At 55.0% G+C, this 12,361-nt stretch carries 11 protein-coding genes and 3 tRNA genes; 11 read left to right on the top strand and 3 right to left on the bottom strand.

Annotated features, from left to right (window positions below):
• Window positions 1-58 precede the first annotated feature (58 nt).
• Together gloA and rnt are read left to right on the top strand one after the other, a co-directional pair.
• The gene (gloA, locus tag B4M48_RS08610; protein WP_039384137.1) at window positions 59-466 is read left to right on the top strand and encodes a lactoylglutathione lyase; all 408 of its coding nucleotides are present in this window, start codon (window positions 59-61) and stop codon (window positions 464-466) included.
• A 108-nt stretch (window positions 467-574) separates the two neighbouring features.
• The gene (rnt, locus tag B4M48_RS08605) at window positions 575-1,258 is read left to right on the top strand and encodes a ribonuclease T (RefSeq protein ID WP_039384135.1); all 684 of its coding nucleotides are present in this window, start codon (window positions 575-577) and stop codon (window positions 1,256-1,258) included.
• A 38-nt stretch (window positions 1,259-1,296) separates the two neighbouring features.
• Here rnt and B4M48_RS08600 read toward each other — a convergent pair whose 3' ends face one another.
• Complete coding sequence (locus B4M48_RS08600; protein WP_021506217.1) at window positions 1,297-1,629, bottom strand: Grx4 family monothiol glutaredoxin; 333 nt, start codon at window positions 1,627-1,629, stop codon at window positions 1,297-1,299.
• A gap of 352 nt (window positions 1,630-1,981) precedes the next feature.
• On the opposite strand from B4M48_RS08600, the gene B4M48_RS08595 reads away from it, so the two are divergent.
• The gene (locus B4M48_RS08595; protein WP_039384133.1) at window positions 1,982-2,770 is read left to right on the top strand and encodes a C40 family peptidase; all 789 of its coding nucleotides are present in this window, start codon (window positions 1,982-1,984) and stop codon (window positions 2,768-2,770) included.
• A 297-nt stretch (window positions 2,771-3,067) separates the two neighbouring features.
• Window positions 3,068-4,093, top strand: a complete 1,026-nt coding sequence (purR, locus tag B4M48_RS08590; RefSeq protein WP_039384130.1) for an HTH-type transcriptional repressor PurR — start codon at window positions 3,068-3,070, stop codon at window positions 4,091-4,093.
• Here the strand turns inward: purR and punR are convergent.
• Window positions 4,090-5,001, bottom strand: coding sequence for a DNA-binding transcriptional activator PunR (punR, locus tag B4M48_RS08585; RefSeq protein WP_094111259.1), 912 nt, complete (start codon window positions 4,999-5,001; stop codon window positions 4,090-4,092). The genes purR and punR overlap by 4 nt on opposite strands.
• A gap of 108 nt (window positions 5,002-5,109) precedes the next feature.
• Between punR and punC the strand changes: the two genes are divergently transcribed.
• Window positions 5,110-6,303: a purine nucleoside transporter PunC gene (punC, locus tag B4M48_RS08580; RefSeq protein ID WP_039384127.1), complete on the top strand. Its 1,194-nt coding sequence runs from the start codon at window positions 5,110-5,112 to the stop codon at window positions 6,301-6,303.
• Window positions 6,304-6,575: 272 nt separating this feature from the next.
• Window positions 6,576-7,724, top strand: a complete 1,149-nt coding sequence (cfa, locus tag B4M48_RS08575; protein WP_071668774.1) for a cyclopropane fatty acyl phospholipid synthase — start codon at window positions 6,576-6,578, stop codon at window positions 7,722-7,724.
• 34 nt (window positions 7,725-7,758) lie between these two features.
• On the opposite strand, the gene B4M48_RS08570 is transcribed toward cfa, so the two are convergent.
• Window positions 7,759-8,415 (bottom strand): riboflavin synthase, encoded by a 657-nt coding sequence (locus tag B4M48_RS08570; RefSeq protein ID WP_039384122.1) that lies wholly within the window; start codon window positions 8,413-8,415, stop codon window positions 7,759-7,761.
• Window positions 8,416-8,606: 191 nt separating this feature from the next.
• Here B4M48_RS08570 and B4M48_RS08565 point away from each other — a divergent pair, with 191 nt between their 5' ends.
• From B4M48_RS08565 to pykF, 5 genes are all read left to right on the top strand, one after another.
• A complete protein-coding gene (locus B4M48_RS08565; protein WP_039384121.1) occupies window positions 8,607-9,980 on the top strand; it encodes an MATE family efflux transporter in 1,374 nt (457 codons plus the stop codon).
• 154 nt (window positions 9,981-10,134) lie between these two features.
• A tRNA-Val gene (locus tag B4M48_RS08560) sits at window positions 10,135-10,211 on the top strand.
• Window positions 10,212-10,214: 3 nt separating this feature from the next.
• Window positions 10,215-10,291 (top strand) — tRNA-Val (locus tag B4M48_RS08555).
• Window positions 10,292-10,305: 14 nt separating this feature from the next.
• Window positions 10,306-10,382 (top strand) — tRNA-Val (locus tag B4M48_RS08550).
• 343 nt (window positions 10,383-10,725) lie between these two features.
• The gene (gene pykF, locus B4M48_RS08545; RefSeq protein WP_039384119.1) at window positions 10,726-12,138 is read left to right on the top strand and encodes a pyruvate kinase PykF; all 1,413 of its coding nucleotides are present in this window, start codon (window positions 10,726-10,728) and stop codon (window positions 12,136-12,138) included.
• Window positions 12,139-12,361: the final 223 nt, after the last annotated feature.

Below are 12,361 nucleotides of genomic sequence, written 5' to 3'. Positions count from 1 at the left end.
CCGCTATACTTGTACTGTTTCTGCGTCAAAATCTGACCATGTTAAAAAAGAGGATGTTATGCGTTTACTTCACACCATGTTACGCGTTGGCGATCTGCAACGCTCAATTGACTTCTATACCCGCGTACTGGGTATGCGCGTGCTGCGTCAGAGTGAAAATGCAGAATATAAATATACTCTGGCATTTGTTGGCTACACCGAAGAGAGCGAAGGTGCGGTCATTGAGCTGACCTATAACTGGGGTACGGAAAAATATGACCTTGGGAACGCCTATGGTCACATCGCGCTGGGCGTAGACGATGTCGCCGCAACCTGCGAGCGCATCCGTAGCGCGGGCGGCAACGTAACCCGTGAGGCGGGCCCGGTTAAAGGTGGCAGCACGATTATTGCATTTGTTGAAGATCCCGATGGCTATAAAATTGAGCTGATTGAAAACAAGCATGCCGGTAATGGCCTTGGTAACTGATGCCTGACGCCAGCCCGCAAATTTGCGGGCTGGTTTTTCTCATCTGCTGCACCCTCCCGCCTTTTTTGCCATAATGCGCGCTGCCCTTTTCACTGCTATGAGATCCTGATGTCTGAATCGAACGCCCAGAACGCCCTTAACCAACGCTTTCGCGGCTTTTATCCGGTAGTTATCGATGTCGAAACCGCCGGTTTTAATGCGCAGACTGATGCGCTGCTGGAGATTGCCGCCACGACCCTGAAAATGGATGAGGATGGCTGGCTGCAGCGTGACGAAACCCAGCATTTTCACATTGAACCCTTTGCAGGTGCCCTTCTTCATCCTGAAGCGCTGGCGTTTACCGGTATCGATCCTGCGAACCCGCTGCGCGGCGCAGTGAGCGAATATGAAGCGCTGCACGCCATCTTTAAACAGGTGCGCAAAGGGCTTAAAGAGAGCGGCTGCAACCGGGCGATTATTGTGGCGCATAATGCCAACTTTGATCACAGCTTCGTTACGGCGGCGGCTGAGCGCGCCAGCCTGAAACGCAACCCCTTTCATCCGTTTGCCACCTTTGATACGGCGGCGCTGAGCGGGCTGGTGCTGGGACAGACGGTGCTGGCAAAAGCGTGCAAGGCGGCAGGTATCGATTTTGACAGCACGCAGGCGCACTCGGCGCTTTATGATACAGAGCAGACGGCAATGCTGTTTTGCGAGCTGGTAAACCGCTGGAAACGTTTAGGTGGCTGGCCGCTGGCGCTAAATGACGCTGAGGCAGAGAGCGAAGCGTCAGGCGAAAGCGCGGCAGAGTAAGAGAATGAAAAAGGCCGGCACAGCGCCGGCCTTTTAATTTATTCCGCTTCTTTGTGTTTCTCAGCGGTTTCTTTGATCAGCGGCTGAAGTTCACCGCGCTGGAACATCTCAACGATGATGTCGCAGCCGCCGACCAGCTCCCCATCCACCCACAGCTGCGGGAAGGTTGGCCAGTTAGCGTATTTTGGCAGTTCAGCACGGATATCAGGATTCTGCAGGATATCAACATACGCGAAGCGTTCGCCACAGGCAGAGAGCGCCTGAACAGCCTGAGCTGAGAAGCCGCAGCTTGGCAGTTTTGGCGATCCTTTCATATACAGCAGGATCGGGTTTTCTGCGATCTGGCGCTGAATTTTTTCAACAGTACTCATTTTTGCCTTCCTTAATTCTTCACTTCGTGTTTGTTTATTGTAGCGACTTCATCCCGCGACTGAAATCGGGAATTTGCCTCGCTGCGGCATGAATCGCCATGTTTGTTAAGTTTGCCGCCACGGGCGTATGACGAAGTGTGTATTAATACACGATTAGCAATAAATATGCTGCGTTAACCGCCTGAAACCGCTCATTTTTGCTGCACAGCCCTTGTGTTGATGGATTTAATAAAAAAGACCTTACCTTTTGTAAAAAAAGTGGATTAGAATCAATCCGGCGCTGATCGCTGATCAGAATTTTCTAATATTGCCGCGGTCTGCTTCTGCAGCCTGCCGAACCTGTAACCGGACTATGCGTTTACTGATTACGCTTTTCATACTGGCTTTTGCTCAGCTGTTTTTTAACGTGGCCGCTGCTTCACCGCACAAGCCGGTTAACGCCAGCCTGCAGAAAGCGGAGAAAAAGAGTGCGCGCGACGATGAGCGCCGCAAACGACGTCCGGTTAAAACCTCGGCTAAAAAAACACGCGTCACGCCCGTACAAAAAGTTAAATCGAAAAAAAGCCTGCACGCAGAACCGCCTGCGACTTCCCGTACCGCCCGTAAAAAAGCGCCCGCCCTCTCCGCCAGCAAAAAATATGGTCATCAGCGTACCAGCCGGAAAATAGCGGCCGCGGAAGAGAGTACCGATGCGCTGACCGGTATCAGGCTCAGCAAATCCCACCGTCTGCGCTACCAGAAGGCGCGTGAAACCGCCATGACTAAACTTATGGGCCAGCTGGGCAAACCTTATCAGTGGGGTGGCACCTCTCCGCTTACCGGATTCGATTGCAGTGGCCTGGTCTGGTACGCCTACAAAGATCTGGTCCGTTTCAAACTGCCGCGCACGGCCAACGAAATGTATCATCTGCGCGATGCCGCTCCCATCAAGCGCGAAATGCTGGAGAAAGGGGATCTGGTGTTTTTCCGCATCAATAATCGCGGTACAGCCGATCATGTTGGCGTTTATCTGGGTAACGGCAAATTTATTCAGTCGCCGCGTACCGGCAAGGATATTCAGATCAGCGCGCTGGGTGAAGATTACTGGCAGAAGCACTATGTTGGCGCACGCCGCATGATGACACCTAAAACCATTCGTTAGCGGTTGCGCAACACGCCGCGCGCGTTTTGGCCTGAACACATACCGGCTGCCGTAATCTAAATATTTTCGCCTGACCTCAGGTAAAAATCTCGTTTTATGCCCCTCACCTTGCTAGAATCGCCGCCTTTCGTTGCGCAACACCTTTTGCGCACGCTGCTGTCATTATCTGTTACGGTTAATTACTCGCCTTAAATCAGCCATTTTTATGCTGAAACCGGGCAGAAAACCCTGCGCAGACGCAAACGTTTAACACTATACTTATCATAAAGTTGCGATAGGTTTAAGAGGTCCATTTTCATGGCAACAATTAAAGATGTGGCAAAACGCGCTGGCGTATCAACGACCACGGTTTCGCACGTCATCAATAAAACGCGCTTTGTCGCTGAAGAGACGCGTAATGCCGTGTGGGAGGCGATTAAAGCGCTGCACTACTCTCCCAGCGCCGTGGCGCGCAGCCTGAAGGTTAATCACACGAAAACATTGGGTCTGCTGGCGACATCCAGCGAAGCCCCCTACTTTGCTGAAATCATTGAAGCGATTGAAAACCACTGCTTCGCTCAGGGCTATACGCTGATTCTGGGCAATGCGCACAATGACCTGCAAAAACAGCGCGCCTATCTGTCGATGATGGCGCAAAAGCGGGTAGATGGCCTGCTGGTGATGTGCTCTGAGTATCCGGACGATCTGCTTCAGATGCTGGAAGAGAATCGCAATATTCCGATGGTGGTCATGGACTGGGGCGCTTCCCGCGGGGATTTTACCGATACCGTGCAGGATAACGCCTTTCAGGGCGGCTATCTGGCCGGCCGTTACCTGATCGAGCGGGGTCATCGCGATATTGGTGCTATTCCGGGCCAGCTGGAGCGCAATACCGGCGGCGGACGGCACGCCGGCTTCCTGCAGGCGATGCAGGAAGCGGGGATCGCGGTGCGTGCGGAGTGGATCGTACAGGGCGATTTTGAGCCGGAGTCGGGTTATCAGGCGATGCAGCAGATCCTGAGCCAGAAGCAGCGGCCTACCGCTGTGTTCTGCGGCGGCGATATTATGGCAATGGGCGCCATCTGCGCTGCCGATGAGATGGGCCTGCGCGTACCGCAGGATATTTCGGTGATCGGCTATGATAATGTGCGCAACGCCCGCTACTTTACGCCGGCGCTGACGACGGTGCATCAGCCCAAAGCTCAGCTGGGTGAGAAAGCGCTGGAGATGCTGCTGGACCGCATTACCAGTAAACGTGAAGAGCCGCAAACAATTGAAGTTCAGCCCAGTCTGATTGAGCGTCGCTCCGTCGGGGATGGTCCGTTTCGCGACTATCGCCGCTAAGCGCGGCGCTCGCTGAGCCACTCATGGTTTAGCGTCTCAGCATCACCCAGGTATTCCAGCAGCCAGGTCAGCGCCGGCGACGCCCGCTGCTCGGCCCAGCTGACGCAGCAGGGACTCTCCGGAAAGGGCTGCGGTAATATCAGCTCCACCAGCGCGCCGCTATCCAGTAGCGGCCGCGCCAGATGTCCCGGGATCATCCCCACGCACAGGCCAGCCTGCAGGCAGTCGATTCCGGTTTCCCACTCCGGCACCACCAGCCGGCGCTGATTATCCAGCGTCCAGGTCATACGGCGCGGCAGCGCGCGCGACGTATCTTCCAGCACCAGCGACGGCCAGGCGCGCAGCGCCTCTTCGTCAGGATGCGCGCTCTGCGCCAGTGGATGATCCGGACTGACCACGCAGCGCCAGTTAAGGGCGCCCATATCCTGAAAAGCAAAGCGTCCGCCAACCGGGATCGCCTGCGTGGCGCCGATGGCTACGTCAACCCGGCCATCGGCCAGCGCATCCCATACGCCGTTAAACACTTCATAGCTGATGATCAGCTCCATATCGGGAAAGTGGCGATAGAAATCTTTCACCAGCTGGCGCGTGCGCTGCGGCTTGACGATACAATCAACGGCAATAGTGAGCTGGCCGCGCCAGCCGTTGGCCAGCTGCTGACACTGGCGTCGCGTTGCCAGCATTTTTTTGATAACAGAGCGGCCTTCTCGCACAAAATGCTCGCCGGCCGGCGTCAGGACCACCTCCCGATGCTGGCGTTCAAACAGCTCCACGGCAAGCCAGCTCTCCAGCTGCCTGATGGTATAGCTGATAGCAGAAGGCACGCGGTGCAGCTCCTGCGCTGCCGCGCTGAAACTGCCGGTGCGGGCGACGGCATCCGCCACCTCAAGTGCATATTCAGACCACATATTTTTGCCTTCAAAAAATTTAACAGCACTCTGCAAATATTAGCGTTTCACAAAGCTGACTGCACCCTTTTACACTCCTTCGCGTTTCCCTGCCGAATGAGAAAAATAGTGATGTCATCTAAAGGATTTCTGCCCTATCTGGCGCTGCTGAGCATGCTCGGCTTTCTCGCCACGGATATGTATCTGCCCGCATTCAGCGACATGCAGCGTGATTTTGCCACCGCTCCGGGTGTTATCAGCGCCAGCCTGAGCCTGTTTCTGGCGGGCTTTGCCTGTGCGCAGGTGGGCTGGGGACTTCTCTCTGACCGCATTGGCCGCAAACCGGTTTTACTGGCGGGCCTCTCAATCTTTGCCCTGAGCTGTCTGGCCATGCTATGGGCCGACAACGTCTGGCTGATGCTGGCGCTGCGCTTTATTCAGGCTGTGGGCGTCTGTGCCGCCGCCGTGAGCTGGCAGGCGCTGGTTATCGATCGCTACCCTAAAGCGCAGGCCAATAAAGTGTTTGCCACTATCATGCCGCTGGTGGCGCTCTCTCCTGCTCTGGCTCCGCTGCTGGGTGCCTGGCTGATGAGTCATTTTCACTGGCGCACTATTTTCCTGGTGCTGACGCTGATTACCCTGGTGCTGCTGGCAGGTACCCTCAGACTTCGCTCGCCGCGTATCTCTCAGGCGGCGCGCGGCGATCAGCCTGGCTGGCTGACGCTGCTCGCTACCCGCGCCTACAGCGGCAACGTGCTGATTTACTCCGCCTGCTCTGCCAGCTTCTTTGCCTGGCTGACGGGTTCACCCTTTATTCTGGCGGCCGCGGGCTTAACCCCGGCCGATATCGGGCTCAGCTATGTGCCGCAGACGATTGCCTTCCTTATTGGCGGTTTTGGCTGTCGTGCGCTGCTTAATCGCTTTCAGGGCGCGCAGCTGCTGCCCTGGCTGCTGCTGATTTACAGTCTGAGCATTATGAGCCTCTTTGCCGTTGCGCTGCTTCCCGCGCCGTCGCTTTTTGGCCTGCTGCTGCCTTTCTGCGGTATGGCGCTGGCAAACGGCGCTATCTATCCGATTGTGGTTGCCAGCGCGCTGGCGCCGTTCCCGCACGCCAGCGGTAAAGCTGCAGGTTTACAGAATCTGCTGCAGCTTGGCTTATGCTTCCTTGCCAGCCTGATTGTCTCGGCTGGTTTGCAGCAGGCGCTTTATCACACTACGCTGGTAATGGTAAGTACGGTGGTGCTCGCCTGGATGGGCTTCGTCTGGCAGCGCGCAACGGCTAAATCAGCCGATATCGCCCATCCCTGCGAAGACAACGCATAAGCCGGTCTGGTGCTATTTTGCCAGAGAGCGATCCGCCCGCATTCGCGCCGCGGGTCGCTATCTCTTCTGACATTCATAACAATAACAGCGCTCCCGGTCTTTCCGGGACAGCATCTGCGTGCGGCCAGGCCGCTGCGCATTGCGTGAGTCCGGACTATTCATACCTCTGTTAATGTGGTTTAGTTGCGCATGGCACCACCCTGCGTTCTTTCACAGACCTGATGCAGACCCTTCTGTTTCCCAGGTCATATTTACAAGGTGATGGAGAAGCTATGAGTTCATCATGTGCAGAAGCAGTCACTCCTGAAGAGAATCCGTGGTTTCGTATTGCCCGGGAGTTACTTGAACAGGCAGATATTCGCGTTAATGGTTCACGACCGTGGGATATTCAGGTTCATCATGCTGACTTTTTTAAGCGCGTGATGCAGGAAGGCTCACTGGGTCTGGGCGAAAGTTACATGGATGGGTGGTGGACGTGTGAACGACTGGATATGTTTTTTCATCGCGCGCTCAGACATCATCTCGATCATCAGCTGCCGCACCACTTTAAGGATACGCTGCGTATCGCCGCTGCCCGGCTGACCAATCTGCAATCAAAAAAGCGCGCCTGGCAGGTCGGCAGAGCGCACTACGATTTGGGTAATGACCTGTTCAGCCTGATGCTGGACCCGTTTATGCAGTACTCCTGCGGCTACTGGCCTCATGCGCAAACGCTGGAAGCGGCGCAGGAAGCCAAGCTGGATCTGATCTGCCGCAAACTGCAGCTTGAACCCGGCATGTCTCTGCTGGATATCGGCTGCGGCTGGGGCGGGCTGGCGGAGTTTGCTGCCCGCCGCTACGGTGTCAGCGTATATGGCGTCACTATCTCCCAGGAGCAGCAAAAGATGGCTCAGCAGCGCTGCGCCGGACTGGACGTCACGATACTGCTGCAGGATTATCGCGACCTTGAGCAGCAGTTTGACCGCATCGTTTCCGTCGGGATGTTTGAGCACGTTGGCCCGAAAAATTATGCGACCTACTTCAGGGTGGTTAACCGCAACCTGAAACCCGGCGGCCTCTTTCTGCTGCACACCATCGGGGCGGTAAGAACCGATATGCGGGTAGATCCGTGGATCGATAAATATATTTTCCCGAACGGCTGCCTGCCCTCTGTGCGACAGATAGCGGACGCCAGCGAGCCTTATTTTATTATGGAAGACTGGCACAACTTTGGGACCGATTATGACACCACGCTTATGGCGTGGCATACGCGTTTCCTGGCGGCGTGGCCGCAGCTCTCTGCCCGCTATGATGAGCGTTTTAAGCGTATGTTCAGCTACTATCTCAATGCGTGTGCAGGTGCCTTTCGCGCCCGGGATATTCAGCTGTGGCAGGTGATGTTCAGTCGCGGCTATGAAGGCGGGCTGCGCGTTGCGCGCTAGGTTAAAAAGGCGCGCTGCGCGCCTTTACTAAAGTTTATTCTGCCGGTCCGGCCGGCGCTGTTGCTGCGGCAATCAGGGCGGCTTCACGCTGCGCCATAACGCGCTCAACGGTATCCACAATCGCCTGCGTTTGCGGATCGATTTCGATATTGACCTTATGCCCCAGCTTTTTGCTTCCCAGCGTGGTGCGCTCCAGCGTTTCCGGGATCAGGTGGACGCAGAATTTGGTTTTGGTCACATCGCCGACCGTCAGGCTGATGCCATCAATACCGATATAGCCTTTGCGCAGAATATATTTTATCTGTTCTGCATCCTGCAGTCTGAACCAGACTTCGCGGTTATTTTCCGACTGAATAATTTTGCAGATTTCAGCGGTGGTCATAATATGACCCGACATCAGGTGTCCGCCAATTTCATCGCTGAATTTAGCCGCACGCTCAATATTGACTCTGTCACCCACCTGCAGCGCACCCAGATTGGTAATGCGCAGCGTCTCTTTAATCAGGTCAAAGCTGACCCGATCCTCTTCGATGGCCGTTACGGTCAGGCAGCAGCCGTTGTGCGCTACAGACGCCCCCAGCTCCAGCCCTGGCAGCAGGGCTGCATCAAGACGTACAGTATGAGTGCGAAACAGCTCTTTCTCTTCAATGGCGACAATTTCCGCCACGCCCTGCACAATACCCGTAAACATAACTATCCTCTCCACGCGTTTGTCTTAGCTTATCACAGCCTGCCAGCACAACTTAATTTGCGCATGCGCAATGGTTGCATAAAAGGCAAATAAATTTGTTATCATTATTTGTTCCGCGAGCGGGCTCTGGCTGCATTGAGCGCGCATTCGCCGGGAATAGTCTCTCTTTCTCTTAATCAAACAGGTGATACGTGCAGAAGTATTTAACAGAAGCGCGTCAGCTGCTGGCCCTCGCAATCCCGGTGATCCTCGCTCAGGTAGCCCAGACTGCGATGGGATTTGTAGATACCGTTATGGCCGGTGCGGTAAGCGCCACGGATATGGCCGCCGTTGCTGTTGGCACCTCTATCTGGCTTCCCGCCATTCTTTTTGGTCACGGTCTGCTACTGGCACTGACGCCAGCCGTTGCGCAACTCAACGGGTCCGGACGACGTGAACGCATTGCCGAGCAGGTGCGCCAGGGGTACTGGCTGGCACTGGCCGTTTCGCTTGTCATTATGGTTGTGTTATGGAACGCGGGCTATCTTATCCGCGCAATGCATGACATTGACGCCGATCTGGCCATTAAAGCGGAAGGTTACCTGCATGCGCTGCTCTGGGGCGCACCGGGCTATCTTTTTTTCCAGGTGGCGCGTAACCAGTGCGACGGTCTGTCTAAAACCAAACCCGCCATGCTGCTGGGCTTTCTCGGACTGCTGACCAACATTCCGCTGAACTACATCTTCATTTATGGCCACTTTGGTATGCCGCGTCTCGGCGGCGTGGGGTGCGGCGTGGCAACCGCCTCCGTCTACTGGGTGATGTTTCTGGTTATGCGCTTCTGGCTCCGGCGTATGCCGGCGATGCGCGATATTCGCATGGCCTCACGCTGGTCAGCGCCCTCGCGCGCTATTCTCACGCGGCTCTTTTCGCTGGGGTTACCGGTAGCGCTGGCGCTGTTCTTTGAAGTTACGCTGTTTGCCGTAGTGGCGCTGCTGGTTTCACCACTGGGCATTGTGAATGTCGCAGGACACCAGATCGCGCTCAACTTCAGCTCACTGATGTTTGTCCTGCCGCTGTCGCTGGGGGTAGCCACCACGATTCGCGTGGGTTACCGGCTGGGTGAAGGCTCGGCGGAAGGTGCACGCACCGCCGCCTGGACCGGTCAGGGCGTGGGCATCGCCATGGCGGCCTGCACTGCCCTGTTTACCGTCACGTTCCGTCACGATATCGCCGCGCTCTATACGGCGAACCCTGCGGTCATTACGCTGGCTGCCCAGCTGATGCTGCTGGCTGCGATCTATCAGTTCTCCGATTCGATTCAGGTTATCGGCAGCGGGATCCTGCGCGGTTATAAAGATACCCGCTCGATCTTTTTCATTACGCTGATCGCTTACTGGGTATTAGGACTGCCGGCAGGCTATATCCTGGCGCTGACTGACTGGATTGTTCCGGCGCTGGGTCCGGCCGGATTCTGGTGCGGGTTTATTGTGGGCCTGACCTCTGCCGCCGCGATGATGATCTGGCGTATTCGCCGTATGCAGCGTCTGCCTGCAGAGGTTATTCTGGCGCGGGCGGCGCGCTAAGTGGCTGAGCGGGCGTTTATCTGGCCCGCAATGCTGAAAAAAGCGACGCTTCGCACAGATGCTGGTCAGTCGTCCCGATTTTCTGTTTTTTTCCCTTGCCAGGTTTCCGGCGTACCGTTAATATTCGTCCCCGCTGTCGCCCTGACAGCGTGTTGCGCTCTTAGCTCAGTTGGTTAGAGCACCACCTTGACATGGTGGGGGTCGATGGTTCGAGTCCATTAGAGCGCACCAAGTGCGTCCGTAGCTCAGTTGGTTAGAGCACCACCTTGACATGGTGGGGGTCGGTGGTTCGAGTCCACTCGGACGCACCAGTTTGCTGTATTGCGCGCTCTTAGCTCAGTTGGTTAGAGCACCACCTTGACATGGTGGGGGTCGATGGTTCGAGTCCATTAGAGCGCACCACTTCGCTGTATCCTCTTCTTGCGCAACGTCGCTTTCCTTGATTCAGGTCGATATCCCCTGCTGCTTTTATATTGGTTTTCGCATACTTAGCGATTATACTATGGCTCGTTGTTTCACCTGAAAGGTTTCAGCGCTGACGTGCCTATGCCATCAATGTCTCTGATTTGCGCAACGCCGCCCTGCCGGCCTGCTTCTGCAACGCATAACTTCCCTGCACGCTCAGTTCCTGTCACCTATTCTTACTTCTGTATTATCCGTAGCCACAATCGTCACATTTTCACTTCGGTGCTCCGCGCATCGGATACCGACCTTTATCATCCATCACAACATACAGATATCTGACATGAAAAAGACCAAGATTGTTTGTACTATCGGGCCGAAAACCGAATCAGAAGAGATGCTGACCCAGCTGCTGGAAGCAGGCATGAACGTTATGCGTCTCAACTTCTCGCACGGTGATTACGCCGAACATGGTCAGCGCATCGCAAATATGCGTGCCGTCATGGAAAAAACGGGGCATCAGGCCGCGATTCTGCTGGACACCAAAGGACCGGAAATCCGCACCATGAAGCTGGAGGGTGGCAACGACGTTTCACTCAAGGCGGGCCAGACCTTTACCTTTACCACCGATCAGTCTGTGATTGGTAATCATGAACGCGTCGCTGTTACCTATGCCGGTTTTACTGAAGATCTGAAAATTGGCAACACGGTTCTGGTCGACGATGGCCTGATTGGCATGACCGTTACTGAAGTCACGGAAAACAGCGTAGTGTGTGAAGTGCTGAATAACGGCGACCTCGGCGAAAACAAAGGCGTTAACCTGCCTGGCGTCTCTATCCAGCTGCCTGCACTGGCAGAAAAAGATAAGCGCGATCTGATTTTTGGCTGCGAGCAGGGAGTGGACTTTGTCGCCGCGTCGTTTATTCGTAAACGCTCTGACGTGCTGGAGATCCGCGAGCATCTGAAAGCGCATGGCGGCGAAAACATCCAGATCATCTCTAAGATCGAAAACCAGGAAGGCCTTAACAACTTCGATGAAATTCTCGAAGCGTCTGACGGCATCATGGTTGCGCGTGGCGATCTGGGCGTAGAGATCCCGGTTGAAGAGGTTATCTTCGCGCAGAAGATGATGATCAAAAAGTGCAACAAAGCCCGCAAAGTGGTCATCACTGCTACGCAGATGCTCGACTCCATGATCAAAAACCCGCGCCCTACCCGTGCTGAAGCGGGCGACGTGGCTAACGCCATTCTTGACGGTACTGACGCCGTGATGCTGTCTGGTGAGAGCGCCAAAGGCCGCTATCCGCTGGAGTCGGTCACGATCATGGCCACCATCTGTGAGCGTACCGATCGCGTGATGAAGTCACGCATCGACGAGCTGAAAGATTCCCGCAAGCTGCGTATTACGGAAGCTGTCTGCCGTGGTGCCGTTGAGACCGCAGAGAAACTGGAAGCACCACTGATTGTTGTAGCCACCGAGGGCGGTAAATCAGCAAAATCAGTACGTAAGTACTTCCCGGATGCAACCATTCTCGCCCTGACGACCAATCAGACCACTGCCCGTCAGCTGATCCTGAGCAAAGGTATCGAGACTCGCCTGGTCGCCCGCATTGAATCAACCGATGATTTCTATCGCATTGGTAAAGAGCTGGCGCTGGAAAGCGGCTACGCGCAGAAAGGTGATGTGGTCGTGATGGTTTCAGGTGCCCTGGTGCCAAGCGGAACTACTAACACCGCTTCCGTGCACGTGATTTGATTTAACGTCACACTTTATTTAAACAAGCGCCTTAACCGGCGCTTTTTTTATTCCATCGCTAATCTATAATCAGAAAAATTCAAATCGAAAATAACTATTCAATATGTTGTGGAATTAAGGTTAATCCGATTAAATCCCTCTGTTTTCGCTAAATATTTTCATCATATTCTGCCAGGTGCTGCTTCTTTGAGCGAACGATCAAATTTAAGCATGTTCTCATCAA

Source organism: Pantoea sp. UBA6567, from assembly GCF_002434165.1.
In the GTDB taxonomy this organism is placed as follows: Bacteria; Pseudomonadota; Gammaproteobacteria; order Enterobacterales; family Enterobacteriaceae; genus Pantoea; species Pantoea eucrina.
The sequence above is the reverse complement of the archived record's forward strand: the minus strand, read 5'-3'. Positions and strand labels throughout refer to the sequence as shown.